General features: G+C 72.6%; 20 protein-coding genes. 7 read left to right on the forward strand and 13 right to left on the reverse strand.

All coding sequences use genetic code 11. From position 1 onward, the window contains the following. The first annotated feature begins 113 nt into the window (after positions 1-113). Positions 114-500: an SHOCT domain-containing protein gene (locus tag KO717_RS06715; protein ID WP_301364989.1), complete on the forward strand. Its 387-nt coding sequence runs from the start codon at positions 114-116 to the stop codon at positions 498-500. 15 nt (positions 501-515) lie between these two features. Here the strand turns inward: KO717_RS06715 and KO717_RS06720 are convergent, their stop codons facing one another. After that, on the reverse strand, positions 516-944 hold the full coding sequence (locus KO717_RS06720; protein WP_301364990.1) for a hypothetical protein: 429 nt from the start codon (positions 942-944) through the stop codon (positions 516-518). Positions 945-994: 50 nt separating this feature from the next. Next, complete coding sequence (locus tag KO717_RS06725; protein ID WP_301364991.1) at positions 995-1,495, reverse strand: NUDIX domain-containing protein; 501 nt, start codon at positions 1,493-1,495, stop codon at positions 995-997. Positions 1,496-1,771: 276 nt separating this feature from the next. On the opposite strand from KO717_RS06725, the gene KO717_RS06730 reads away from it, so the two are divergent. Together KO717_RS06730 and KO717_RS06735 are read left to right on the forward strand one after the other, a co-directional pair. Beyond that, on the forward strand, positions 1,772-2,791 hold the full coding sequence (locus KO717_RS06730) for a glycosyltransferase family 2 protein (protein WP_301364994.1): 1,020 nt from the start codon (positions 1,772-1,774) through the stop codon (positions 2,789-2,791). 84 nt (positions 2,792-2,875) lie between these two features. Further along, positions 2,876-5,299, forward strand: a complete 2,424-nt coding sequence (locus tag KO717_RS06735) for a hypothetical protein (RefSeq protein ID WP_301364996.1) — start codon at positions 2,876-2,878, stop codon at positions 5,297-5,299. 51 nt (positions 5,300-5,350) lie between these two features. On the opposite strand, the gene KO717_RS06740 is transcribed toward KO717_RS06735, so the two are convergent. Beyond that, positions 5,351-7,078, reverse strand: coding sequence for a BCCT family transporter (locus tag KO717_RS06740; protein WP_301364997.1), 1,728 nt, complete (start codon positions 7,076-7,078; stop codon positions 5,351-5,353). Between the two features lie 143 nt (positions 7,079-7,221). On the opposite strand from KO717_RS06740, the gene KO717_RS06745 reads away from it, so the two are divergent. Beyond that, a complete protein-coding gene (locus KO717_RS06745) occupies positions 7,222-8,370 on the forward strand; it encodes a glycerate kinase (protein WP_301364999.1) in 1,149 nt (382 codons plus the stop codon). 268 nt (positions 8,371-8,638) lie between these two features. On the opposite strand, the gene KO717_RS06750 is transcribed toward KO717_RS06745, so the two are convergent. Continuing rightward, positions 8,639-9,220, reverse strand: coding sequence for a cysteine hydrolase family protein (locus KO717_RS06750; protein WP_301365001.1), 582 nt, complete (start codon positions 9,218-9,220; stop codon positions 8,639-8,641). 106 nt (positions 9,221-9,326) lie between these two features. On the opposite strand from KO717_RS06750, the gene KO717_RS06755 reads away from it, so the two are divergent. Continuing rightward, the gene (locus KO717_RS06755; protein WP_301365002.1) at positions 9,327-10,322 is read left to right on the forward strand and encodes a GlxA family transcriptional regulator; all 996 of its coding nucleotides are present in this window, start codon (positions 9,327-9,329) and stop codon (positions 10,320-10,322) included. Then, on the forward strand, positions 10,319-13,129 hold the full coding sequence (locus tag KO717_RS06760; protein ID WP_437184476.1) for a SpoIIE family protein phosphatase: 2,811 nt from the start codon (positions 10,319-10,321) through the stop codon (positions 13,127-13,129). The genes KO717_RS06755 and KO717_RS06760 overlap by 4 nt, the downstream gene beginning before the upstream one ends. Positions 13,130-13,181: 52 nt before the next feature. Here the strand turns inward: KO717_RS06760 and KO717_RS06765 are convergent, their stop codons facing one another. From KO717_RS06765 to KO717_RS06780, 4 genes are all read right to left on the reverse strand, one after another. Continuing rightward, a complete protein-coding gene (locus KO717_RS06765; RefSeq protein WP_301365004.1) occupies positions 13,182-15,248 on the reverse strand; it encodes a SpoIIE family protein phosphatase in 2,067 nt (688 codons plus the stop codon). 165 nt (positions 15,249-15,413) lie between these two features. Beyond that, entirely contained in the window at positions 15,414-16,517 is a 1,104-nt protein-coding gene (locus KO717_RS06770) for a molybdopterin-dependent oxidoreductase (RefSeq protein WP_301365005.1), read from the reverse strand. A 327-nt stretch (positions 16,518-16,844) separates the two neighbouring features. Continuing rightward, entirely contained in the window at positions 16,845-18,101 is a 1,257-nt protein-coding gene (locus KO717_RS06775) for an aromatic amino acid transaminase (protein ID WP_301365006.1), read from the reverse strand. Continuing rightward, a complete protein-coding gene (locus tag KO717_RS06780) occupies positions 18,094-19,071 on the reverse strand; it encodes a DMT family transporter (RefSeq protein WP_301365007.1) in 978 nt (325 codons plus the stop codon). The genes KO717_RS06775 and KO717_RS06780 overlap by 8 nt, the downstream gene beginning before the upstream one ends. 135 nt (positions 19,072-19,206) lie before the next feature. Between KO717_RS06780 and KO717_RS06785 the strand changes: the two genes are divergently transcribed. Beyond that, entirely contained in the window at positions 19,207-19,692 is a 486-nt protein-coding gene (locus KO717_RS06785) for an Lrp/AsnC family transcriptional regulator (protein ID WP_301365009.1), read from the forward strand. 59 nt (positions 19,693-19,751) lie between these two features. Here the strand turns inward: KO717_RS06785 and KO717_RS06790 are convergent, their stop codons facing one another. The 5 genes from KO717_RS06790 to hydA form a co-directional block, all read right to left on the reverse strand. Continuing rightward, entirely contained in the window at positions 19,752-20,270 is a 519-nt protein-coding gene (locus KO717_RS06790; RefSeq protein ID WP_301365011.1) for an O-acetyl-ADP-ribose deacetylase, read from the reverse strand. Further along, on the reverse strand, positions 20,270-21,688 hold the full coding sequence (locus KO717_RS06795; RefSeq protein ID WP_301365012.1) for a phytoene desaturase family protein: 1,419 nt from the start codon (positions 21,686-21,688) through the stop codon (positions 20,270-20,272). The genes KO717_RS06790 and KO717_RS06795 overlap by 1 nt, the downstream gene beginning before the upstream one ends. A 91-nt stretch (positions 21,689-21,779) precedes the next feature. After that, positions 21,780-22,604 (reverse strand): inositol monophosphatase family protein, encoded by an 825-nt coding sequence (locus KO717_RS06800; RefSeq protein WP_301365014.1) that lies wholly within the window; start codon positions 22,602-22,604, stop codon positions 21,780-21,782. A gap of 223 nt (positions 22,605-22,827) precedes the next feature. Beyond that, on the reverse strand, positions 22,828-23,829 hold the full coding sequence (locus tag KO717_RS06805) for a TIGR03842 family LLM class F420-dependent oxidoreductase (protein WP_301365016.1): 1,002 nt from the start codon (positions 23,827-23,829) through the stop codon (positions 22,828-22,830). A gap of 20 nt (positions 23,830-23,849) precedes the next feature. Continuing rightward, a complete protein-coding gene (gene hydA / locus KO717_RS06810; protein WP_301365018.1) occupies positions 23,850-25,250 on the reverse strand; it encodes a dihydropyrimidinase in 1,401 nt (466 codons plus the stop codon). Position 25,251 lies beyond the last annotated feature (1 nt).

Genomic DNA, 25,251 nt, shown 5'->3' on the forward strand with positions numbered 1-25,251 from the left:
GTTCTGTCCTGGAGAGCGGTCCCGAACGCCGGTCCGGCCCGGCCCCATTCCGAAATGCGGAGTTTTTGAAGCGGTTGTATGAATGGAATACCGCTACATGATCGGAGTCGGGCATGGACGACTATCCGCTTCTCAACATCTTCTGGACGATGCTGTACCTGTTCCTGTGGATCATGTGGTTCTTCCTGCTCTTCAAGATCATCACGGATATCTTCCGTGACCACAGCCTCGGCGGCTGGGGGAAGGCGGGATGGCTGATCTTCGTACTCCTGCTGCCCTTCCTGGGCGTGTTCGTCTACCTCATCGCACGGGGCAGGAGCATGGGCGAGCGGGACCTGAAGCAGGTCCAGGAGAACGAGGCCGCCTTCCGGGACTACGTCCAGAAGACGGCGGGCTCCGGCGGCAGCGCGGACGAGCTGCACAAGCTCTCCGCGCTCAAGGACAAGGGCGACATCACGCAGGAGGAGTTCGACCGCGCCAAGGCCAAGCTCCTGGCCTGACCGGGCCCGGCCGGGTCAGACGACGAGGAGCGGAACGAGCAGCGCGAAGGCGGCTCCGGCCTCCACGGCGTAGCCGTACAGCGAGGGGTGCTGGACCGGGGCGGCGAGCAGGACCACGCTCTGCTGGGTGGCGGCGGCCGCCACCCAGTCGGGGTCGGCGCCGAGGTTGCCCTGGTACCAGCCCTCGCAGGAGCCGGGTCCGGTGACGGCGAGGAGGTCGTCCTCGCGGCGGTAGAAGGCCTGCCAGCCGGCGGCCGGGACGGACCAGCTCTCGAAATCGGTGAACTGCGCCCAGCCGCCCTCGCGTATCGCGGTGTCGAAGAGCCACACCGGGGTCCCCTCCGGAGTGACTTCACCACCGGCCTGCTGGTCGGTGGTGAAGTGCACCATGGGAAGGGCGTCGGGCCCGTCGGCGGTGCTGGGCCAGGCGTACATCGTGATCATCTGCTGATTCTGTCCTGGTCGGGGTAAGTCCGGTGTTACGGCACGCCCGGTCACGAGGTGACCGGGCGCCGGCCGTTCTCCAGCTCCGCGGTGCCCTCGCCCGACTGCACGATCCGGTACGCCTCTTGGACGCGCAGTCCGAGCGATTCGGGCAGGTATGCGGTGAGTTCGGCGGGCTCGACCAGCCGCCAGGAGATCAGCTCCTCCTCCTGCAGCGTGACGGAGGCGAGCTGGGCCTCGTCGAGTACGCCGCCGTCGTAGATGTAGGCGACCACCGGCGGGCGGCCGGGGCCCAGCACCCAGTCGACGGCGAGAAGACGGCCGAGGGGGAGGTCGAGGCCGATCTCCTCGGCGCTCTCGCGCCGGGCCGCGGTGCGCGGCGACTCGCCCTGGTCCGATTCGATGGTGCCGCCCGGCAGGGCCCAGCCCTCGCGGTAGTTGGGCTCGACGAGCAGGACCCGGCCTTCGGCGTCCCGGAAGAGGGCGGCCGCGCCGGCCAGCACCCGGGGCAGGCTCGCGATGTACGTGGCGTAGTCATCTGCGGTGGTCACGCCGCAACCCTATCGAGGCGTCGTGCCGGGCGGTGCGGGGTGTTCGATCCCCTCGGGGACCGAAGATGGCCAAATGATGATTGCTTTACTGATGATATTGTTGCCGCTCGCCCGGGTCACCTGCTTCTGCCCTGTGGCACCAAGGGCTCCGGTAGCTGGTGCGCCTCCGCGTCGTCGGCCTGGTGGTCCACTGCCGACGTCCTGCTCTCGGCAGGTCAGATCGTCAGGCACCCGCCGGCGGTCTTCCGCACTCGGAGATTGAAGACAAGCCCCTCCATGCAGAACGCAGCAGCCCCGGCACGCGACGCAGCCGACCGGTCGGCACCCGTGCTGTCCGTCGTGATCCCGATCTACAACGAGCAGGAGGCCCTGCCCCTGACCGTGGCGCGCCTGCGCCCGATCCTGGACGGCATGGGGATCAGCTACGAGGTGGTCGGCATCGACGACGGCAGCACCGATGCCACTCCGATGATCATGCAGAAGATCCGCCAGGAGTGGCCCGAGCTGCGCATCGTGCGCTTCGCCCGCAACTCCGGGCACCAGGCCGCGCTGACCGCGGGCATCCACCGGGCCTACGGCGCGTACGTCGTGAGCATCGACGCCGACCTCCAGGACCCGCCGGAGAAGATCGTCGAGATGTACGAGCTGGCCCGCGAGAAGAACCTGGACATCGTCTACGGCGTCCGCGGGGACCGCGGCACCGACACCTTCTTCAAGCGGCGCACGGCCGGCGTCTACTACTGGCTGATGCGCAAGCTCGTCGGCAAGAACATGCCCAACCAGGCCGGCGACTTCCGCCTGCTCAGCCGGGCCGCCGTCGACGCGCTCAAGTCCCTGCCCGAGCACCAGCCGGTCTACCGGCTGCTCGTGCCGTGGCTCGGCTTCAGCAGCGGTGAGGTCGTCTACGTCCGCGAGGAGCGGGTCGCCGGCAGCACCCACTACCCGCTGTCCAAGATGGTCCGCCTGGCCCTCGACAGCATCACGAACTTCTCCGCCAGCCCGCTGCGGCTCGCCACCTGGCTCGGCCTGCTGAGCTTCCTCGTCTGCTTCTGCCTGGCGATCTACACGACGCTCCAGTACGCGTTCGGCTCGACCGTGCCCGGCTGGTCGTCGCTGTTCATCGGCATGCTCTTCATCGGCGGTGTCCAGCTCATCTGTGTGGGCCTGCTCGGCGAGTACATAGGCCGGATCTACTCGGCCGTCCAGGCCCGGCCCGCCTACTTCGTCGGCTACGACTCCGCCGAGGACACCGGGGCCGCCGACCGCGACCAGCGGGTCTCCGAGTACGCGGCCTGATCCCTGGCGCCCCGGTCCGGGGCGCTCCCGGCCCGCCCCGGTCCGGGGCGGCCGACGCACAGCAGGTAGGGAAGAACAAGACACATGGGTACAACTGGCAGCGCCACGCCCGAGCGGACCGGCCTCGGAGCGCGGCCGCTGAGCGGCTCGTCCCCGTCCCCCGCGCCCGACCGGCCCGGACCGCACGCGTTCTGGCGTTTCCTGCCGGCGGCCGCCGCGTACCTTCTCCTGGTCTCCCTGCTGCTGGCCTCGGACACCCCGGTCGGCGACATCGCCCGGTACACCTTCTACGTGCTCTGGGGCGTCATGCTCCCCGGCACGCTGGTCTTCCGGGCCCTGCGCCGGCGGCCGCACTCGCTGGTCGAGGACCTCGCCTTCGGTGCGGTCACCGGCCTCGTCCTGGAACTGGCCGCCTGGGCGGTCCTCGTCGGGGCCGGCGCCCAGGGGCTCGCCCTCGCGTGGCCGCTCGCCGTGGTGGTCCCCTTCGCCGCCGTACCGAAGCTCCGCCGGCACTGGCGTCCGCGCGGGTACACCAGCCCCTCGCCGGGCTGGTCCTGGTCGGTCTCCGGGACCGTGATGCTCAGCAGCGTCTACTTCCACCAGGTCTTCCTGTCCCTCTACCCGGTGCTCCCGGACAAGGAGGACAGCAGGCTCTTCGGCGACATGCCATACATGCTGTCGCTCGCCGCGAACGCGAAGCAGAACGTCCCGCTGACCCTTCCCCAGGCTTCCGGCGAGCCCCTGTACTACCACTGGTTCACCTTCGCCCACATGGCGATGACCGACATGGTCGGTCACCTCGACCTCGCGGTGATCGAGTCCCGGCTCATGGTCCCCGCGCTGGCGGCGCTCGGCATGGTGATCACCGCCGTGGTGGCCCGGCGCCTCATCGGGCGGGCCTGGGCGGGGCCGCTGGCCGCGCTGCTGGTCTTCGCGGTCGCCGAGTTCACCGCGATCTACCCCAACCCCGTCCCCACCTGGACCTTCGGCGCCCCCGCCGTCCGGCTGATGTCCTGGTCGAGCCTCTCCCAGACGTACAGCCAGCCGTTGCTGATCGCGCTGATGGGGGTCGTCGGCGACGCCCTGCGCCGGAGCCGCAAGGACGGCGGGGCTGCCGCGGACGGCGAGGGTGGCGACCGGGCCCCGCTCTTCGGCCGCGGGGTGTACGTCCTCGTCGCGCTGTTCGCCCTGGCCTCGACCGCGGCCAAGGCGAGCACCCTGCCCGTCACCCTGGCCGGCCTGGCCCTGACCGGTCTCGTCCTGCTGATCAGCACCCGGCGCATCCCGTGGCACGTGGTCGGGCTGGGCGCGATCCTCGGCGGTGCCCAGCTCTTCGCGACGGCCGTCATCTTCAACTTCGAGAGCTACGGCCTCGAAGTCATCCCGTTCGGCAACATCCGCGGCTACTGGGCCGATCCGGGGCACCTGCGCTCGCCGGCGTTCCAGGCCCTCGTGGTCGTGGGCACCCTGGTCGCCTTCGTGCTCAACCACCAGCTGAAGCTGCTCGGCATGATCCCGCTGATCTCGAAGCGGCGCTTCCGACTGGAGCCCGTCCAGTGGTTCCTGCTCGGTGCCTCCGTGGCGGGACCGTGTGCCTACCTGGCCGTCAACGGCTACAACGCCAGCTACTTCACGCTCGCCGCGCTGCCCTTCGGGGCCGTGCTCTCGGCCTGGGGCTTCTGCGAGACGTTCGAACGCGCCGCGCTCGGCGCACGGGCCAAGGCCGCACTCGCCTTCGGCGTGATCGCCTTCTCGGCGCTGCTCACGTTCGCGATCTACCGCTACTCCGGCCGCTGGTCGGCCTACGTCCTGCGGCTCGCCGGGGACGAGCGGAGCGGGGCCACCCCCTACTCCGTGCTGCTGCCCGCGCTCGCCCTGGCCGGCGCGCTGGCCCTGGCCGCCCTGGTCGGCGCGGTCCTGTGGCGGATCGGCGGCCGGGTCTGGCCCGCGCTGCGCGGCCGCGGCGCGATCGTCCTGCTCACCGCCGCCCTCACGGCCGGCACCCCGGGGCTCTTCCACGACGTCCTGCAGTCCCGGGAATCGCTGTGGTCCTACTCCTGGGTCATGCCCGGGTCGCAGGTGCAGGCGGCGCGCTGGATCCGTGCCCACAGCGAGCCGTCGGACGTGCTGGCGACCAACAGCCACTGCTGGGAGCTGGAGGGCCCGCTGCCCGCCGGTGCGTCGTGCGACAACGTCCGCTCGCAGTGGCTCAGCGCGTACTCGGAGCGGTCGGTGCTGATCGAGGGCTGGGCGTACGCACCGCGCGCCATGGCGCTGTCGGGCGGCTCGGCCGCCTACGGCGGCCCCTTCTGGGACCAGGAGCTGTTCCGGCTCAACGAGGACGCCGTCTACCGGCCGACGGCCGAGATCCTGGGCCGGCTCCACGACCGGCACCACGTCCGCTACGTGGTGGCGCACCGCCCGTCGGGCGCCGAGTCGCCACTCCTGGCCGAACTGGCGAAGAAGGTCTACGACAACGGCCGGATGGCGGTGTACGAACTCTCCTGACGGGCCGCAGGACCCGCCCGACGGATCAAGGCCCGGGGGCCCTGGGGGATGTCACGCCTCCGGGGACCGCGGGCCTTCGCCGTCCTCGTACTCCCGCCCCTTGGACCCGGCCACGCGCCGCAGCCGCGGGTGGCGGGACGCCCCCTGTTCGGTGATGGCGTCGCCGACCATGGCCCGGACCGCGTCCCGCATCCCGTGCAGGGGGTGGTGGCGGGCGGGTCCGGCGCCGGGGTCGGTACGGAGTTCCTTCACCAGGGCCCAGCAGAGCAGCATCATGACGATGACGAAGGGCAGCGCGACCAGGATGGTGGCGGTCTGCAGCGACTTCAGGCCGCCCGCCACGAGCAGGACGGCGGCGACGCCGGCCATCAGCACGCCCCAGGTGACGACGAGCCAGGTGGGCGGGTTGAGGGAGCCGCGGCTGGTGAGTGAGCCCATCACCAGGGAGGCCGAGTCGGCGCTGGTGACGAAGTAGGTCATGACGAGGACCATGGCGACCCATGAGGTGACCGTGGAGAGCGGCAGGGCGTCCAGCATCGCGAACAGCGAGGCCTCCGTACCGTCCTTGATCGTGAGGGCGAAGTCGACGGCGCCGGTGGAGTCGAGGCGGATGGCGGTGCCGCCCATGACGCAGAACCAGACCACGGTGGCCCCGCTGGGGACGAGCAGCACGCCGATGAGGAACTCGCGGATGGTGCGGCCGCGCGAGATGCGGGCGATGAAGGTGCCGACGAAGGGGGCCCATGAGAGCCACCAGGCCCAGTAGAAGATCGTCCACGCGCCGAGCCACTTGGAGTCGGTGAAGGCGCCGGTGCGGCTGGCCATGGGCACCAGCTCGCTCAGGTACCCGCCGATGCTCGCAGGGATCACGTCGAGGATGTAGACGGTGGGGCCGAGCACGAAGACGAAGAGCATCAGGGTGGCGGCGAGCACGATGTTGACGGTGCTGAGCCACTTCACGCCCTTGTGCAGGCCGGAGAAGGCGGAGAGGACGAAGGCCGCCGACAGCGAGCCGATGATGACCAGCTCGACGGTGACGGAGTCCTCGATGCCGGTGGTGAGGCTGAGCCCTTTCGAAACCTGGAGCGCGCCGAGGCCGAGGCTGGTGGCGGTGCCGAAGACGGTGGCGAACACGGCCAGCAGATCGACGGCCTTGCCGGGACGGCCATCGGCCCGTTCCGCTCCCATCAAGGGGACGAAGGCCGAGCTGAGGCGGTTGCCGCGGCCCTTGCGGAACGTCGCGTAGGCCAGGGCGAGGCCGGCGATGCCGTAGATCGCCCAGGGGGTGAGGGTCCAGTGGAAGAAGGAGTACTCCATGGCCGCGAGGGCGGCGGCGCCGGTGCGGGGAGCCGCCCCGGAGGCCGGGGGCGGGGCCAGGTAGTGGGTCAGCGGCTCCCCCACCCCGTAGAACATCAGGCCGATGCCCATACCGGCGCTGAACATCATCGCGATCCACGCGAGGTTGGTGAACTCGGGCTCGGAATCGTCGGCGCCGAGGCGGATCCGGCCGAACCGGCTGACCGCGAGGACGACGCACATGACGAGGAAGACATCGGCGGCGATCACGAACAGCCAGGCGAAGTTGCCCAGCACCCAGGAGAGCGCGGTTCCGGAGGCCGTGTCGAAGGAGTCCCCGGCCAGGGCCGCCCAGGCGACGACGGCCAGCACGGCGATCACACCCACGGTGACGACGGCACGGTCGGGCGCACCGTCCGCGGGGCCGCCGGATCCCCCTCCCGGGGTCTGCGGACGTGGCCGTTCCAGTGATTCCGCGCTCATGCGGCCACACTATGCGGCTGTATATCCCCATTTAGGGGCATGGCACGCCGGGTGTGGCCCAGGCCACTCATGGGCATAGGAGGATCCTCCGGATAAGCTCATGGCGGCGCGACTGCACTGTTCGATAGCAAGGGAATAGCAAGGTGACGGACGGAGCAGTAACTGAGGCCGCGCGCGTGCTCATCGCCGCGGACAAATTCAAGGGCTCGCTCACGGCCGTTCAGGTCGCGGAGCGGGTGACGGCCGGCCTGCGCAGGGCCGTACCGGACGTGGAGATCGAGACCCTCCCCGTCGCGGACGGCGGCGACGGAACGGTCGCGGCAGCCGTGGCAGCCGGCTTCGAACGCCGGGAGGTACGGGTCACCGGACCCCTCGGCGACCAGGTCACGGCCGCCTTCGCGCTGCGCGAGGGCACCGCGGTGGTCGAGATGGCGGAGGCCTCCGGGCTGCAGCTGCTGCCGGCGGGCACCTTCGCCGCGCTGACGGCGACCACGTACGGCTCGGGCGAGCTGCTCAAGGCCGCGCTGGACGCGGGTGCGCGCTCGATCGTCTTCGGCGTGGGCGGCAGTGCCACCACCGACGGCGGCGCCGGCATGCTGGCCGCCCTGGGCGCGGTGTTCCTGGATGCGAACGGCGAACCGGTGGGTCCGGGCGGCGGCGCGCTGGCCGAACTGGCCTCGGCCGACCTGTCCGGCGTCGACCCGCGCTTCGCGGAGGTGGAGTTCGTCCTCGCGAGCGACGTGGACAACCCGCTGACCGGCCCGAAGGGCTGCGCCGCGGTCTACGGCCCGCAGAAGGGGGCGTCGCCCGAGGACGTGGCGACGCTCGACGCGGCGCTGGCGCACTTCGCGGTGGTCCTGGAGAAGTCGATCGGTGCGAAGGCCGCCGAGTGCGCGGTGCTCCCGGGTGCCGGCGGCGCGGGCGGCATCGGCTACGGGGCCCTGCTGCTCGGCGCGACGTTCCGCCCCGGCATCGAGCTGATGCTGGAGGTGCTGGGCTTCGCCCCCGCGCTGGAGCGGGCCACGCTGGTCATCACCGGCGAGGGCTCCCTGGACGAGCAGACCCTGCACGGCAAGGCCCCGGCGGGTGTCGCGGCCGCGGCGCGTGCGGCGGGCAAGCCCGTGGTGGCCGTCTGCGGTCGGCTGCTGCTGACGCAGGAGGCCCTGGAGGGGGCCGGCATCCGCAAGGCGTACCCGCTCACGGACCTGGAGCCCGACCCGGCCAAGTCCATCCCGAACGCGGGTCCCCTGCTGGAGCAGGTCGCGGCCAACATCGCCGCCGACGTCCTCTGACCCGACCGGCTCCTTCGAGGGCCCCGACCCCCTTGTCCCGGGGCCGGGGCCCTCGACCATTCCGGCTCCGCCGAACCCAGCCTCGCCGGGCCAGATCCAGCCCCTCCCGCGTTTGAGCAGGGGGCACCTCCCAGCGGTAGCTGGGGGAAGGTCCGGGCGGAGCCCGGTGCCCGGCGGAGCCGGGTTTCCTGGGGCTCCGCCCCAGACCCCGCGCCTCGAACGCCGGCGAGGCTGAAATGGCCCGGCTGAGGCCGTCGGTGCTGCCGGGCTACGCGGCGAGGAGGTCCGCCGTGGTGACCACGCGGGCGAAGCCGCCACCGTGGAGGCTCACCGCCGTGGCGGTGGCGAGCTCGTCCGCCGTCAGGGCGAGGCCCCCCGGGCCGGCGAGGTCGAAGGTGTGCGTGGCGTCGAGCGGGACGAGCACGTCGTAGCCGAGGTTCCCCGCCATCCGGGCCGTGGTCTCGACGCACATGTTGGTCTGGATGCCCACCAGCACCAGCTGGCCGATCCCCTGGGCCCCCAGCCAGTCGGCCAGGTCCGGCGTGCCGTAGAAGGCCGAGTTCACGGTCTTGGTGATCACCAGGGCCCCCTGGCTCCGCTTCTCGACCACATCCTTGAAGGCATGGCCGGGGTGGTCGGCGGCGAGGACGGAGCCGGGCTGCACGGACGCGTGCCGGACGAGGACCACCGGGCGGCCGGCCGCCTGCCAGGCGTCCATCAGGGCCGCGATGTTGTCCTCGGCCGCCGGGTTGTTGCGGGGCCCCCAGAAGGACTCCTCGTCGAAGCCCTTCTGCACGTCGATGACCAGCAGGGCACTGTCGGGGGCGATCTCGATCGCGGTCGTTGTCATGGCTCCATGCTGTCCGCCCCGCCGCGGGCCCGACAGCGCCCGCGAGGCCCCGTACCGATGGGATCCTGCCAGACTGGCAGTTCTGGACCCCTGGCAGACTGGCCGGATGCGCCGTGTCGCGATCGTCGTCCAGCCCGGTATCCGCAGCTTCGACCTCGCCGTCATCACCGAGGTCTGGGGCCCCGACCGCAGCCACGCCGGGGTGCCGGGCTTCGAGCTGCGCCGGTGCGCCCTGGAACCCGGGCCGATCCCGCTGCCCGGCGGGCTGACCCTGTCCCCCGACCGGGGGCTGGACTGGCTGGCCGGCGCGGACCTGGTCGTCGTACCGGCGCTGGCCGAGCCGGCCGATCCGACGCCCCCGCCGGTCCTCGCCGCCCTGCGCGAGGCGCACGGCCGGGGCGTGCCGGTCGCCGCCCTGTGCGCCGGGGCGTTCATCCTGGCGGAGGCCGGTCTGCTGGAGGGCCGCCGGGCGGTCACCCACTGGTGGCTGGCCCCGCAGCTCGCCGCGCGCTACCCGGGGATCGTGGTCGAGGACGCGCCGCTCTACGTCGAGGACGGCGGGCTGTGGACCTCCGCCGGGGTGGCTTCGGGGATCGACCTCTGCCTGCACCTGGTCCGGGAGGCGCACGGCGCCGAGGCCGCCGCCGCCATCGCCCGTTCCATGGTGACGGGTCCGTTCCGTACCGGGGACCACGCCCAGTACCTGGACCGGCCCGTCCCGGCCGCGGACCGGACGGCCGAGGCGCTGGCCGCCGTACGGGCGCGTGCCCTGCGTTCGCTGCACGAGCCCCTGTCCGTGGCGACCATGGCCGGCTGGGCCGGGATGTCCCCGCGTTCCTTCGCCCGGCACTTCGCCGCCGCCACCGGCACCACCCCGCACCGGTGGCTGCTGGGCCACCGGCTGGACGCGGCCCGCAAGCTGCTGGAACGCACCGATCATCCGGTGCCGGAAGTGGCCCGGCGGGCCGGTTTCGCCAGTGAGGTCACCTTCCGCCAGCACTTCACCGCGCAGGTCGGCCTCGGCCCGCGCGCGTACCGTGCGGCCTCCTGCGCACCGGCAGCCGCACCAAACCCCCCGGACAGTGTTAGAAAGGGCTCATGACCGGACGTTTTGGTCGCCAGCCGACCGGGTGGGGCTCGCGGCTGTTCGCGCGCCTGTCCCGGTGGGCACACAGCGTCGCCGGTCAGGTCTTCGCCCTCCAGGCGATGATCGTGCTCCTGCTGATCGCCGCCGCCGCGGCAGCCCTGGTCTTCCAGGCCCAGTACGACAGCGAGCGCGACGCCCGTCACCGCTCGCTCGCGGCGGCCGAGTCCTTCGCGAACGCCCCCGGTATCGTGTCGGCGCTGCTCTCGACGGATCCGACCGCGCTGCTCCAGCCGCTGGCCGAGGCCGCCCGCCGGGGCTCGGGCGTCGACTTCATCGCCGTCATGAACACCGACGGGATCCGCTACACCGACTCACAGCCCGAGCTGATCGGCCGACGGGCCACGGGTGACCTCAGCCGCGCCCTCGCCGGGCATGCCTTCACGGAAACGTTCCGGGGCGAGCCGAGCGACGCCGTCCGGGCCATCGTCCCGATACGGAACTCCGACGGCGTCGTCATCGGACTGGTCGGCACCGGCATAGACGTCGAGAACGTCTCCCAGGTCGTCGAGGGCCAGCTCCCGCTCCTGCTCGGTGCGGCCGCGGGCGCCCTGCTGCTCGGCACCGGTGGCGCCGCCCTGGTCAGCGGCCGGCTGCGGCGCCAGACCCGGGGCCTGGGCGCCGCCGAGATGAGCCGGATCAACGAGCACCACGAGGCCGTCCTGCACGCCGTCCGCGAGGGCGTGGTCATCATCGACGCCCACCAGCGGCTCGTCCTGGCCAACGACGAGGCCCGCCGACTGCTCAGCCTGCCGCCCGACCCCGAGAACCGGCACGTCACCGACCTCGGTCTCGACCCGCGCACCGCCGAACTGCTCGCCTCCGGCCAGGTCGTGACGGACCACGTGCACCTGGCGGGCGACCGGCTGCTCGCCGTCAACGTACGGCCCACCGCGCAGTACAAGGGCATGTCCACGGGAAGCGTCGTGACCCTGCGCGACTCCACCGAGCTCGCCGCGCTCTCCGGCCGGGCCGAGGTGGCCCGCGGCCGGCTCCAGCTGCTCTACGACGCCGGTGTGCGGATCGGTACGACCCTGGACGTGGTGCGGACCGCCGAGGAGCTGTCGGAGGTCGCCGTCCCCCGGTTCGCGGACTTCGTCACGGTGGAGCTGCTGGAGCCGGTGCTGCACGGTGACGAGCCCTCGCTGGTCACCGGTGTCTACACCGAGATGCGCCGGGCCGCCATCACCGGCGTACGTGCCGACTCGCCGCTCCAGCCGGTGGGCGACATCATCCGGTTCGTCGTGCCGACGGCTCCGATGGCGGCGGCCCTGGACGCCGGGCAGGCGGTGCTCGCGGCCGACCTGAACGCGGCCATGGGCTGGCGGGCCCAGGACTCCCAGGGCACCCGGGTGGCGCTCGACTACGGGCTGCACTCGCTGATCTCCGTACCGCTCCGGGCCCGGGGCGTGGTCCTGGGCATGGCCAATTTCTGGCGGGCCGCCGACACCCCGGAGGCCTTCGACGAGGAGGACCGTTCCTTCGCGGCGGAGCTGGGTGCGCGCGCTGCCGTCTCCATCGACAACGCCCGCCGCTTCACCCGCGAGCACGCCATGGCCGTGACGCTCCAGCGCAGCCTCCTGCCCCGGATGCTGCCCGCCCAGAACGCCGTGGACGTGGCCCACCGCTATCTGCCCGCGAAGGCGGGGGTCGGCGGGGACTGGTTCGACGTGATCCCGCTGCCGGGGGGCCGGGTGGCGCTGGTCGTCGGCGATGTCGTCGGGCACGGGGTGCACGCCGCGGCCACCATGGGCCGGCTGCGGACCGCGGTGCACAACTTCTCCACCCTGGACCTGCCCCCCGACGAGCTGCTCGGACACCTGGACGAGCTGATCAGCCGGATCGACCAGAACGACACCGGGAGCGGGCTCGCGGGCGGGGACGGGGAGGGCGGTGCCGAGGACGCCTCGGACGGGCCCGCCGAGCTGGCCGGGGTCACCGGTGCCACCTGTCTCTACACGGTCTACGACCCGGTCTCCGGGCGGTGCGTGATGGCCAGCGCCGGCCATCCCGGGCCGGCGCTGATCCGCCCCGGAGGGGCGGTGGAGTTCCCCGAGCTGCCGGCCGGGCTGCCCCTGGGCGTCGGCGGGATGCCGTTCGAGGCCACCGAGTTCACGCTTCCCGAGGGGAGCCGGCTGGTGCTGTTCACCGACGGTCTGGTGGAGGACCGTGACCGGGACTTCGACACCGGACTGCAACTGCTCGGCGAGGCGCTGGCGCGCCCCGGCCGCAGCCCCGACCAGGCCTGCTCGGACGTGCTCGCCACGATGCTGTTCCCGGTGCCGAGCGACGACATCGTCCTGCTGGTCGCCGACACCCGGCGGCTGGAGGCCGACCGGATCGCCGAGTGGGATGTGCCGGGCGAGCCCTCGGCCGTCTCGCGCGTGCGCAACGCGGGCGCGGCGCAGATCGCGGCGTGGGGGCTGGAGGAGATCTCCTTCTCCGCCGAGCTGATCCTCAGCGAGCTGATCACCAATGCCATCCGGTACGGGAGCGCGCCCGTGCGGGTGCGGCTGCTGCGCGACCGCGCCCTCGTCTGCGAGGTCTCCGACGGCAGCAGCACCTCACCGCACCTGCGGTACGCGGCGACCACCGACGAGGGCGGGCGCGGGCTGTTCCTCGTCGCCCAGTACGCCGCCCGGTGGGGCACCCGGTACACCGAGCGCGGCAAGGTCATCTGGGCGGAGCTTCCGTTGAGCGGCGGCCCGGAGCCACAGCTGATGGACCCGCTGGACCTGGACGCGCTGGAGGACCTGGCGTGGTGATCCGGCCGGCCGGGGTCCGGCAGGGGTCCGGCAGGGGACCCGGGGCCCGGTGTCACACCGCCCGGGTGCGGGCCAGCAGCACGGCGACGTCGTCCTGCTGGGCACACGGCAGCAGCAGCCGAAGGATCCCGTCACACAGTTCCTCCAGGGGCTGCTCCACCCGGTTCAGGGCTCCCGCCAGCTGGGCCATCCCCTGGTCGAGGTCCCGGTCCCGGGCCTCGATGAGGCCGTCGGTGTAGAGCACGAGCAGGCTCCCCGGCGGCAGCCGTACCTCCTCGGTGCGGAAGTCCTGCCCGCCCGTGCCCAGCGGGGTCCCGGGCGGGCCGTCGAGGAAGGCGATGGCCCCGTCGGGGGTGACCACGGCGGGCGGCGGGTGGCCGGCCCGGGCGATCACGCAGCCGCCGGACGCCGCGTCGTGGACGGCGTACACGCAGGTGGCCATCTCGTCCTCGCCCAGGTCGGCCACGACGGCGTCGAGCGAGCGGAGCAGCTGGGCCGGGGGCACGTCGTGGCGCGCGAGGGTCCGTACGGCCGTGCGCAACTGCCCCATGACGGCGGCGGCGTGGACGCCGTGGCCCATGACGTCCCCGATGACCAGCCCGGTCCGGCCGCCGGGCAGCGGGATGACGTCGTACCAGTCCCCGCCGACGTCGTGGTCGCTGGCGGGCAGGTAGCGCCCGGTGAGTTCGAGGCCCGGGACCTCGGGCAGCTCGCTGTTGGTGAGGCTGCGCTGGAGTGTGAGGGCCGCCTGGCGCTGGAGCGTGTACATCCGGGCGTTGTCGATGTTGAGGGCCGCGCGGGCGACCAGCTCGTCGACGAGGATGCGGTCCTGCTCGTCGAAGGGTTCCCGCTCGCGCGTACGGGTCACGGCGACGGCGCCGAGCACGGTGCCGCGGGCGACCAGCGGGACCAGGCGGGCCGAGCCCAGGGTGGCGAGGTAGGTGCGCAGTGCCTCGGCACGCGGGGAGGTGATCAGTGCGGGGATGTCGGCGAGGTAGAGGTTCATGGGCCGACCCTCGGCGATGACCTGCTCGTAGGGGGTGCCCATGGGGATCTGGAAGGTCTGGCCGGGGGCGAGTTTCGCGGTGGGGGCGGTCGGGTCGGGGAAGTGGGCGGCCAGCCGGCGCAGGACACCGCGTGTGGAGGCCGCGTGGACCGGGCCCTCGTCGGGGAGCAGCACGGCTTCGAGCAGCTGGACATCGGCGGAGTCCGCGAGCTGCGGCACCAGAACGTCCACGATCTCCTGGGCGGTCTGGTGGAGGTCCAGGGTGGTGCCGATGCGGGTGCCCGCCTCGGCGAGCAGGGCGAACCGGTGCCGGGCCCGTTCGGCGTCGGCCTGGGCCCGCTGGCCGTCGGTGATGTCGATGAGCGAGGCGATCACCCCGAGGGCCCGGCCGGAGCCGTCCAGCAGCGGGGCGTACGAGCAGGACCAGGTCCGGTCGTTCTCCGGGTCGGCGGGGGTCCGCCCGGTGCGGCGGACGTCGACGACGGCGGTGCCCCGGTCGAGGACCTGCTGCATCGTCGCTTCCAGCGCGAGGGCGTTGACCCCGGGGACCACCTCGGTGAGCCGCTTGCCGAGGTGCTCGGCGGCGGAGACGCCGTTCATCCGGGCCAGGGCGTCGTTGACGCGGAGGAACCGCAGGTCGGGGCCGAGGGTGGCGAGACCTATGGGCGACTGGGTGAACAGGCTCTGGAGGGCGGCGAGCGAGTCCCGCATGTGGAGCACCTCGGAGGTCTCCACGGCGATGAGCATGGCCCCCGTCCGGCCCTGCGGGTCGGCGGCGGGGACGATCCACATCTCCATCGGGACGCGGTGCCCGTCGCGGTGGCGCACGGGCAGGGTGCCGACGACGGCCTCGCCGGACTGGACGCGCCGGGTCAGCTGGTCGGCGAGCTCGCGGTTGGCCTCGGGGACGAGCATGGCGCTGCCGGGGAGGCCGATGATGTCCTCGGGCCGGTGCCCGAGCAGGTCCTGGGCGGCCAGCGACCACTCCACGATGCGCCCGTCGGCGTCCTCCCGCCACAGGGCGATCGGGAGCAGCTCGTTGAGTACGCCTGCGTACCCGACAGCTGCGGCCGGCGGGTCCGGCACCTCGCTCGTCGCCTGGTAAGTGTCCAACGCACCGACCTCACCCCGGGGGGCCTGATTCCTACCGATTCACCCTATCCGAGGCATGGGCGCGGGGCTCTGTGTCGGCCGGTCCCGGCCGGGGCACGGCAGCGCCGGGACCGGCCGCGTCGCCTGGTGCGCGTGCCTCACCCGCCCGGCTCGTACGACCCCGGCTCATACGACCACGACCCCGACGGCGGCCACGGGGTTGCAGCCGTAGCCACGGGCGTTCCAGGGGGCCTGCGGCGGCTGTGTGTCGCCGTGGGCGTCGGTGGCGCGGGAGACCAGCCGGTACGGTCCGGGCTGCTGCGGCGTCCACCGGTACGACCAGCTGCTCCAGCCGTAGGGGCCGGCGGGCGCTTCGAGGAGGGCCTCGTGCCAGCCGCGCTCGCGGTGGCGGTCGTCGTCCTCGTACTCGGCGCGCACCTCGACGCTCCGCAGCGGCACGCCGCCGCCCGACCAGGCGCGGCCGCGGACGAGGGTCTCGTGACCCCGGAGCACGGCCGTGTCCGGTTCGGGATCGGTGATGAGCGACTTGACCCGCACGTTCGTCACCGGGCCTTCGGGGGTACCGCGGGAGGCCACGTAGAGGTATTCCTCGCTCTGGAAGACACCGGCGAACGGGCGGGTCACGGCCCGGGCCCCGACCAGCCACTTCACATCGGCGACCGCGTAGCGGCCGGGGACCACCAGGCGTACCGGGGCCCCGTGCTCGGGGGTGAGCGGTTCTCCGTTCATACGGGTGACGAGCAGGGTGTCCGGGTGGAGGGCCACGGCGAGCGGGATGCTGCGCTCGAAGGCCGCCCGGTGGCCGCGGACCGGACCGGAGTCGGCCCCGGTGAAGACGACCTCCACGGCCGGCGGACCGATCAGGGCCCGCTCGGCGAGGAGCCGGAAGGGCACTCCGGCGAAGTGCGCGCAGCCCACCGCCTGCTGGCCCCAGGGCAGGCCGGGCGGGCGGGGTGTCATCAGGCTGCGGCCGTTGCCCGCGCACTCCACCACGACGTCGAGTTCCCGGTGGTCCATCGCGAGCAGCTCCGTGTAGCCGATGGCGAAGGGGGCGGCCGCGGCGCCGCCGATCCGCAGCCGCCAGCGGCCGGGTGGGGTGTGCGGGATGCCGAAGTGGTCGCGTACGAAGAAGGCCCCGACGGGGGTGACCGGCTCGGCCAGCGCGGCCGAGGGGGTCTGGGCGTTGTACGGGTCTGGGGTGACGGTTTCGGGCTCCCAGACCGTGGCGCCGGGCCCTCGGGCGGGGAGCGAAACGGGCCATGTGGTCATGGCTGCACCTTCCGTCGGGCTCGTGGCGGGCGCGACGCGGATTTCTTTACAGACTACGTCCGAACAAAGCCTTGACTAGGTGCGAATTGGGAGGAAACTCATCAATACACCGGATAACCGGAAAGAGCCGCACCTCCCTCTGGAGACGTCCTCAGGCCCGCGTGACCCTTGTCCAGGCTCTGGCCAGGCCCCCGGCAGCACCTGTCGACCAGGGGAGCCATCGGCGACGGCGGATGGCTCATGGAATCGACGGACTGCCGGGGACTGTCATGTCCTCTGCCATGTCCTCTGCGGCCGTGCCCCCTGACCGGGCCTTACGACCGGGCCTTACGCCTGAACGGCGGCGGCCGGTCCGGACTGCTGCTGCCGCGGGAGCACCGGGATCCTGCCGGGCATTTCGGCCGTGCCGAGGACGCCGGCGATGCCCCGGGCGAGGCAGGGGATCCGGTGCGCCGGGATGCCCGCGATGTTGATGCGCCCCGAGGTCGTGCCGTAGACGGCGTACTGCCTGCGCAGCCGGAGCATCTGCTCCGCGGACAGCGGCAGCATCGAGAACATGCCCTTCTGCCGGGCGAGCGAGCGCGCCTGGTCCGCGCAGCCGAGCGCGCTCAGGTGGGCGACCAGATCGGCCCGGTTGTCCATGATGCGGCCGCGCATGACCTCCAGCTCCGCGCGCCAGGCGGCCCGCAGCCCGTCGTCCTCCAGGATCGTGGTCACCACGGCGGCGCCGTGCTCGGGCGGCATCGAGTACAGCGTCCGCGCGGCGTTCTGCAGGGCGGTCTCGGCGTGCCGGACGGCCCGGCCCGAGGCGCCGAGCACGATGGCGCAGCCGACGCGGTCGCTGTAGAGGCCGAAGTTCTTCGAGCAGCTGACCGCAATCAGCATTTCCGGCACCCGCGCCGCCAGCATCCGCGTGGGCAGCAGGTCGGCCTCCAGGCCGTCGCCGAGCCCGTGGTAGGCGAGGTCGACGAAGGGCACCCAGCCCCTGCGGGCGGCCGACTCGGCGAGCGCCTCCCAGTCGTCCAGCAGCGGGTCCACGCCCGTGGGGTTGTGGCAGCAGCCCTGGAGCAGGACCACGTCGTCCCGTTCCGCTTCCTGCAGTTCCCGCAGCACGCCGGCCGTGTCGAAGCCGCCCTCGGCGTCGCGCCAGCCGTAGGTACGCACGCGCAGCCCGGCGGCCTCCAGGATGGGCCGGTGGTTGACGTAGGCCGGATCGCTGATCCACACCGTGGCGCCCGGGCGGGTCCGGCAGATCAGGTCGGCCAGCAGCCGCAGCGCGCCGGAGCCCGCGACGGTCTGGACGGCCGCGGCCCGGTCGGTCGGTCCGGCCGGGCCCAGGACCAGCTCCAGCAGGGAGCGGTTGAAGGCCGCGTTGCCGGAGAGCCCGCGGTACTCCTTGGAGTCGGAGCGCTCCGCCAGCCGGATCTCGGCCTCGCGCACGGCGGTCATCACGGGTGTGGTGCCCGTCTGGTCCCGGTAGACGCCGAGGACGAGGTTGAGGCGTTCGGGCCGCTCGTCACTGCCGAACTCGTAGGTCAGGTCCCACAGCGGGTCGGTGGGCGGCGTGGGGAGGAGCTCAAGCATCTGCGGGAACCTTGGGTCGTGGGCGGCGGTTGGCGAGGACGACGCCGGCGGTGATCAGGGGTACGCCGACGAGTACGGCGAGGGTCGGTGTCTCGCCGAGCAGCGGGACGGCGAGCAGGACGACGGCGACGGGGCTGAGGCTGCCGACGACGGCGCTGCGCTCGGCGCCGAGGCGGCGGATGGCGAAGGCGTACAGCAGGCCCGCGCACAGGCCGACCCCCAGCCCCTGCACGACGAGGAACAGTGCGATGTCGCTGCCCGCCGCGTGCGCGATGCCGGTGGGGAGCACCCCGGTCAGCACCAGGACCCCGATGACGGCGAAGGAGGGCAGGCACAGCAGTCCGATCGACCCGATCGGGTCGAGGTCGACCTCGCGCAGCCCCACGGTGTAGAGGGCCCAGAGGCCGCTGGCCACCAGGAGCGTGCCGGCGCCGGCGAGGACGTCGGTGTCGACGGGGACGACGTAGCGCCAGACGAGGGCGGCCACGCCGGCCGCGATCAGGGCGAGGCCGGCGGCCTGTGTGCCCCGGGGGACACCGTGGCCCCGGCGGATCATGATCGCGGAGACGAACAGCGGGACCATGCCGGGGACGATGGAGCCGACGAAGGCGGCGGACGTCAGCGCGCCGCCGTGCATCGCGGCCAGGAAGAACGGCACCCCGGCACCGCAGACGATCTTCACCGCGGGGCCCGGCCGTACCGCGGCGATGGCGCGCCGGCGCCGCCACAGGGCGGGGAACAGGACGACGAGGGGGACGCCGAACCGCAGCAGGGCCGCGTCGGCGGGCAGCAGGGAGGAACCGCTCAGGGCCCGGGCGCTGAGCGCGAAGGCCGCCCAGATCGACACCGTGACCAGCAGGGCCAGCATGCCCTCGGCCTGTGGGGAGAGCCCGCGCCGGCCGGGGTGTCCGGCCCGCGGGCCCGCCGCATCGGGAGGCAGGGTCGCCCGGGTGGTGTTCGTCGCGACCAAGGAATTGCTCCAGCCTCTGAGACCCGGACCGATCCGGTCCGTGCCTGGGCAACGCTAGAGCTTGGGGCGGGGCAGCCGATTGCCAGTTCTGCCTCTCGGACATACGTTTGGGGCAGAATCTGCCAAGGAGTGACCATGGACGCAGTGGATCTGCAGATCATCAGGGAATTGCAGGCCGACGGACGCCTGTCCAACCAGGACCTCGCCGACCGCGTCCGGCTGTCCCCGTCGCCCTGCCTGCGCCGGGTGCGGCGGCTGGAGGAGGCGGGCCTGATCCGCGGCTACACGGCCATGGTCGACCAGGTCGCGTTCGGGCTCCCGGTCACCGTCTTCGTCCGGATCCGCCTGGAACGCCACACGGCGGAGGCGGTGCGGCTGTTCGAGGAGCACGTCGCGGTCATCGAGCACATCCAGGACTGCTACCTGATGGCGGGCAGCAGCGACTACCTGCTCCGGGTCGTCATCGAGGACCTGGAGGCCTACGAATCCCTGGTGCGCCACCGGATCCACGCCATCCCCGGGATCGCCTCGATCGAATCGAGCTTCGCGTTCGGCAGCGTCAAGCAGTCCCGGACCTACCCGCGGCCCGCCCCGGGCGCCTCCGGGCGCGCGCCGCGCTGACGACGGCCGGGGCGCGGGCGGGCGGCTGGCAGGCGCCTGGCGGGCGCCTGGCGGGCGGCTCAGGAGGCGGCCGCCACCGCCGTCTCGAAGGCCTCGTAGGCGGCCGCGTCGAAGAGCATGAACCGCACCTCCTGCACCTCGGTGCGGGCGTGGCGCACCGTCTCCACCGCGATCCGCGCCCCGTCGTCCATCGGCCAGCCGTAGATGCCGGTGGAGATGGCCGGGAACGCGACCGTACGGGCCCCCAGCTCGTCGGCGATCCGCAGTGACTCGCGGTAGCAGGAGGCCAGCAGCGCCGACCGGTCCTCCTCGCGCGACCAGACCGGGCCCACCGTGTGGATGACGTGCCCGGCGGCGAGCCGCCCGGCCGTGGTGGCGACGGCCCGGCCCGTCGCCAGCCCCTTGCCGTAGTGCGAGCGCCGCAGGTCCTCGCAGGCCGCGAGGATCTCCGGGCCGCCGCGCCGGTGGATGGCGCCGTCGACCCCGCCGCCACCGAGCAGCGAGGAGTTCGCCGCGTTGACGATCGCGTCGGCCTTCTCCGCGGTGATGTCGCCGCGGACCAGGGTGATACGGACCATCAGGAGCCCTTTCGCAGATGCCGCCAGACCGCCTTGGCGGCGTTGTGCCCGGACATGCCGTGCACGCCGGGGCCCGGCGGGGTGGCGGAGGAGCAGAGGAAGACGGCCGGGTGGGCCGTCGTGTACGGGGTGAAGGAGAGCTTGGGACGCAGCAGGAGCTGGAGGCCCGAGGCGGCACCGCAGGCGATGTCCCCGCCGACGTAGTTGGGGTTGCGGGCGGCGAGCTGGGGCGGGCCGGCCGTGGCACGGGCGAGCACCAGGTCGCGGAAGCCCGGGGCGAAGCGCTCCAGTTGGGATTCGACGGCCTCGGTGAGATCGCCGTCCCAGTTCGCGGGGACGTGTCCGTACGCCCAGAACACGTGCTTGCCCTCGGGTGCCCGGCTCGGGTCGACGAGGCTGGGCTGCGCGGTGATGAGGAAGGGCACGCGCGGGGCCCGGCCGCCGGAGGCGAGCTGCAGGGCGGCGTCGATGTCCCGGGCGCGCGGGCCGATCTGGACGGTGCCGGCGCGGCGCGGCGCCTCGGCCGTCCACGGGACCGGCCCGTCCAGGGCGTAGTCGAGCTTGAACACGGAGGAGCCGTAGCGGTATCCGTCGTACGCGCGCCCCAGGCGGGCGATGCGGGCCAGCGCGGTCGGCGAGGTGTCGAAGACGTAGGTGCGGGCGGGCGGGAGGTCGTCGAGCCGCTTGACCTCGAAGCCGGTGTGGATGGTCCCGCCGAGGTCGCGCAGGTACCCGGCGAGGGCGTCGGACACGGACTGCGAGCCGCCGCGCGGCATCGGCCAGCCGTTCGCGTGGGCGGCCAGCGCGAAGACCAGGCCCACCGCGCTGGTGGCGATCCCGTCGAGCGGTGCGATGACGTGGGCCACGAGGCCCGCGAACAGCGCCCGTGCCCGTTCGTCGCGGAAGCGGCTCAGGAGCCAGGTGGCGGGCGGCAGTCCGGCGAGCCCGAAGCGGGCGAGCGTGAGCGGATCCCGGGGCAGCGCGGTGCTCGGCAGGGACATGAAGTCCCGCGCAAGGGTGTCCCATTTCCCGAGGAACGGCCCGACCAGACGCCGGTAGGCGCCCGCGTCGCGCGGCCCGAAGGACGCCGCCGTCTCCGCGACCGAGCGGGACAGGACCGCGGCCGTGCCGTCGTCGAAGGGGTGCGCCATGGGCAGCGGGGCGTGCAGCCACTCCAGCCCGTACCGCTTCAGCGGCATCGTGGCGAAGACCGGCGAGCCGGCCCCCAGCGGGTGCACCGCCGAGCAGGGGTCGTGCCGGAAGCCGGGAAGGGTGAGCTCCTCGGTCCGGGCACCGCCGCCGACCGTGTCGGCGGCTTCGAAAACGGCCACCGAGAAGCCGCGCCGGGCCAGTTCGACGGCGGCGGTCAGCCCGTTCGGCCCCGCCCCCACCACAACCACATCGAGAATCGACGGCACTTGCGACTCCTTCGTCTCCGGCGGCGCCTGCGCCTCCAGGATATTCCGCCGCCCGGACCCGCCCGGACCCGGCGGGACCGCGCCGGACCGGTCAGGCGCCCCGGAGCAGCTCCCGAATGCGTACGGTGGTGGCCTCGTCACGCCCGACCGCGAACGGCAGCGCGTTGTCGCGGTCCACCCGGAAGGGGACCCCGTCGACCGTGCTCTGCGTGCCGCCGGCCTCGGCGACCAGCAGCAGCCCGGCCGCGTGGTCCCAGGCCGACGGCCAGGTGAAGGCCAGGCCGTCCATCTCCCCGCGGGCCACCTTCAGGTACTCCAGGCCCGCCGAGCCGCAGGGGCGGGCCGCGACCCCGGGTACGTCCAGCCGGGCCAGCGTCCGCTTGTTCTCGTCACTCGTGTACAGCGGGTGGGCGATGGCGACCCTCAGCGCGGCGCCCGGCTCCGGCGAACCGCAGTGGATCCGCTCGCCGTTGACGTACGCACCCTGCCCGCGTACGGCTGTCGCCAGCTCCTCCAGTGCCGGGGCGTAGGTCCAGGAGGCGAGGATCTCCCCACGCAGGGCCAGGGCGACGAGGGTGCAGAAGGCCGGGTCGCCGTTCACGAACTGACGGGTGCCGTCGACGGGGTCGACGATCCACACCGGGGCGTCCGCGCGCAGCGCCGCGTACACCCCGGGGTCGGCGTGCACGGCCTCCTCGCCGACCACGGCGGAGCCGGGCAGCAGCCGTGTCAGGGCTGCCGTGAGGTACTCCTCGGCCTGGCGGTCGGCCACGGTCACCAGGTCGTGGGGGCCGTTCTTCTCGTCGACCTCGTGCTCGGCGAGCTGCCTGAATCTCGGCATGATCTCGATCGCCGCCGCCTTGCGGACGGCCTCTTCCACATCGGACAGGCCATGGGCCAGGAACTCATCGATCATGCCTCCAGCAAAGCACGCCCGACCGACAAACCCCACCGCCATTCCCGGACCGGCTCCTGGACACCGGATGTCCAGGGGGTGAACCGGCCCCGGGGTGTCCGGTGCCGCGGTGGGGGCGGTACTCGCCCCGTCCCTCTCCGTACCGGGGTGACCTGGGTGGAAGCCGGAGCGGGCCGCCTCCCTCGCGGAGGCGGCCCGCCGGGCGGACGCGGTGGTGGGTCGGTCAGTCGCGCAGCACCGGGATGATGTGCTGGCCGTACGCGTCGATCGTGGCCTCCCGTGCGTCGTGCATGTCGTAGACGGCGAACTGGTCGACGCCGAGGTCGCGCAGGGCCCGCAGTTTCTCGATGTGCGCCTCGGCCGGGCCCAGCAGGCAGAAGCGGTCGACGATCTCGTCGGGGACGAAGTCGGTGGACGGGTTCCCGGCCCGGCCGTGGTGGCTGTAGTCGTAGCCCTGGCGGGCCTTGATGTACTCGGTGAGCTCGTCGGGGACCATCGAGGAGTGCTCGCCGTAGCGGCCGACGAGGTCCGCGACGTGGTTGCCGACCATGCCGCCGAACCAGCGGCACTGGTCGCGGGCGTGTGCGAGGTCCTCGCTCACGTAGGCGGGCGCGGCCACGCAGATGGTGATCTCCGCCGGGTCGCGGCCGGCCGCGGCGGCGGCCTCGCGGACCGACTTGACCATCCACTCGGTGAGGTAGAGGTCGGCGAGCTGGAGGATGAACCCGTCGGCCTTCTCCCCCGCCAGGGCCAGGGCCTTGGGCCCGTAGGCCGCCATCCACACGGGGAGCTTCCCGTCGCGGACCCACGGCAGGCGGATCGGGCTGCCGTCCACCAGGGCCTCGCGGCCCTCGGCGAGGTCCCGGATGACGTCGATGGCCTCGCCCAGGCGGGCCAGGGTGTTGGGCTTGCGCCCGGCGACGCGCATCGCCGAGTCTCCCCGCCCGATCCCGCAGACGGTGCGGTTTCCGAACATGTCGTTGAGGGTGGCGAAGGTGGAGGCGGTCACCTCCCAGGTGCGCGTGCCGGGGTTGGTGACCATGGGACCGATGTGCAGCTTGCGGGTGTGTTCCAGGATCTGGCTGTAGATGACGAACGGCTCCTGCCACAGCACGGCGGAGTCGAAGGTCCAGCCGTAGCGGAAGCCGTTGCGCTCGGCGCGCTTCATGAGGCTGATGACCTGGGAGGCGGGCGGGTCGGTCTGCAGGACGAGGCCGAAGTCCATGGGGCGGCTCCTTGACGCTTTTACAGGTACTGGCAGGTGGAGCGGGGGACGAAGGCCCCGTGGCCGGCCCGGCCGGTGAATTCGCGCTGGTCGATGACGAGTTCGCCGCGCGAGAGGACCGTGTCGACGCGTCCGGTGATCCGCCTGCCCTCGTACGCCGAGTAGTCCACGTTCATGTGGTGGGTCTCGGCGGAGATGACCTGCTCGGCGTGCGGATCGTAGAGGACGATGTCGGCGTCGGAGCCCGGCGCGATGGTGCCCTTCTGCGGGTAGAGGCCGAACATCCGGGCCGGGGTCGCGCAGGCGATCTCGATCCAGCGGCGGCGGCTGATGTGCCCGTCGAGGACGGCCTGGTGGAGGAGGTCCATGCGGTTCTCCACGCCCGGCAGCCCGTTGGGAATCTTGGAGAAGTCCCCGCGGCCCAGTTCCTTCTGGCCCCGGAAGCAGAAGGGGCAGTGGTCGGTGGAGACCACCTGGAGGTCGTTGGTCCGCAGGCCCCGCCACAGCGCCGCCTGGTGTTCCCTGGGCCGCAGCGGCGTGGAGCAGACGTACTTGGCACCCTGGAAGTCGGGCTCCTCCAGGTTGTCGGTGGACAGGAACAGGTACTGCGGACAGGTCTCCCCGAAGACCGGGAGGCCCTTGTCGCGGGCGGCGGCGAGCTCGGCCACCGCTTCCTCCGCCGAGACGTGGACCACGTAGAGCGGGGCGCCGGCGACCCGTGCCAGCTGGATGGCGCGGTGGGTGGCCTCGGCTTCGAGCAGGACCTTGCGGACCTCACCGTGGTGACGGGGATCGGTCTCCCCGCGCGCGAGGGCCTGCTCGACGAGGACGTCGATCGCGATGCCGTTCTCGGCGTGCATCATGATCAGCCCGCCGTTGGCGGCGCCGCGCTGCATGGCGCGCAGGATCTGCCCGTCGTCGCTGTAGAAGACGCCGGGGTAGGCCATGAACAGCTTGAAGGAGGTGACCCCCTCGCCGACGAGGTGGTCCATCTCCTTGAGGGTCCTCTCGTTGACGTCCGAGAGGATCATGTGGAAGGCGTAGTCGACGGCGCAGTTGCCGTCGGCCTTGGCGTACCAGGTGTCGAGTCCCTCGCGCAGGGAGTGGCCCACGCTCTGCACGGCGAAGTCGACGATGGTGGTGGTGCCGCCCCAGGCAGCGGCTCTGGTTCCGGTCTCGAAGGTGTCGGAGGCCGAGGTGCCTCCGAAGGGAAGTTCCATGTGGGTGTGCGCGTCGACCCCGCCGGGGATCACGTACTTCCCGGTCGCGTCGATCGTGCGGTCGGCCGTCCAGGCTCCGGCGGCCGCCGAGCCGTGTGCGGCCAGTGCCGCGACACGGCCGTCCTCGATCAGGACGTCCGCGTGCACTTCGTCGGAGGCGGTGACGACGAGGCCGCCGCGGATCAGGGTGCGGATGCTCATG

It is taken from the genome of Streptomyces xanthophaeus (genome assembly GCF_030440515.1).
GTDB lineage: Bacteria > Actinomycetota > Actinomycetes > Streptomycetales > Streptomycetaceae > Streptomyces > Streptomyces kutzneri.

Excerpts from the sequence above, each read along its gene's own strand:
- KO717_RS06715 (WP_301364989.1), top strand. The coding sequence starts at position 114 with ATGGACGACTATCCGCTTCTCAACATCTTCTGGACGATGCTGTACCTG.
- KO717_RS06720 (WP_301364990.1), bottom strand. The coding sequence starts at position 944 with ATGATCACGATGTACGCCTGGCCCAGCACCGCCGACGGGCCCGACGCC.
- KO717_RS06730 (WP_301364994.1), top strand. The coding sequence starts at position 1,772 with ATGCAGAACGCAGCAGCCCCGGCACGCGACGCAGCCGACCGGTCGGCA.
- KO717_RS06735 (WP_301364996.1), top strand. The coding sequence starts at position 2,876 with ATGGGTACAACTGGCAGCGCCACGCCCGAGCGGACCGGCCTCGGAGCG.
- KO717_RS06740 (WP_301364997.1), bottom strand. The coding sequence starts at position 7,078 with ATGAGCGCGGAATCACTGGAACGGCCACGTCCGCAGACCCCGGGAGGG.
- KO717_RS06750 (WP_301365001.1), bottom strand. The coding sequence starts at position 9,220 with ATGACAACGACCGCGATCGAGATCGCCCCCGACAGTGCCCTGCTGGTC.
- KO717_RS06755 (WP_301365002.1), top strand. The coding sequence starts at position 9,327 with ATGCGCCGTGTCGCGATCGTCGTCCAGCCCGGTATCCGCAGCTTCGAC.
- KO717_RS06760 (WP_437184476.1), top strand. The coding sequence starts at position 10,319 with ATGACCGGACGTTTTGGTCGCCAGCCGACCGGGTGGGGCTCGCGGCTG.
- KO717_RS06770 (WP_301365005.1), bottom strand. The coding sequence starts at position 16,517 with ATGACCACATGGCCCGTTTCGCTCCCCGCCCGAGGGCCCGGCGCCACG.
- KO717_RS06775 (WP_301365006.1), bottom strand. The coding sequence starts at position 18,101 with ATGCTTGAGCTCCTCCCCACGCCGCCCACCGACCCGCTGTGGGACCTG.
- KO717_RS06785 (WP_301365009.1), top strand. The coding sequence starts at position 19,207 with ATGGACGCAGTGGATCTGCAGATCATCAGGGAATTGCAGGCCGACGGA.
- KO717_RS06790 (WP_301365011.1), bottom strand. The coding sequence starts at position 20,270 with ATGGTCCGTATCACCCTGGTCCGCGGCGACATCACCGCGGAGAAGGCC.
- KO717_RS06800 (WP_301365014.1), bottom strand. The coding sequence starts at position 22,604 with ATGATCGATGAGTTCCTGGCCCATGGCCTGTCCGATGTGGAAGAGGCC.
- KO717_RS06805 (WP_301365016.1), bottom strand. The coding sequence starts at position 23,829 with ATGGACTTCGGCCTCGTCCTGCAGACCGACCCGCCCGCCTCCCAGGTC.
- hydA (WP_301365018.1), bottom strand. The coding sequence starts at position 25,250 with ATGAGCATCCGCACCCTGATCCGCGGCGGCCTCGTCGTCACCGCCTCC.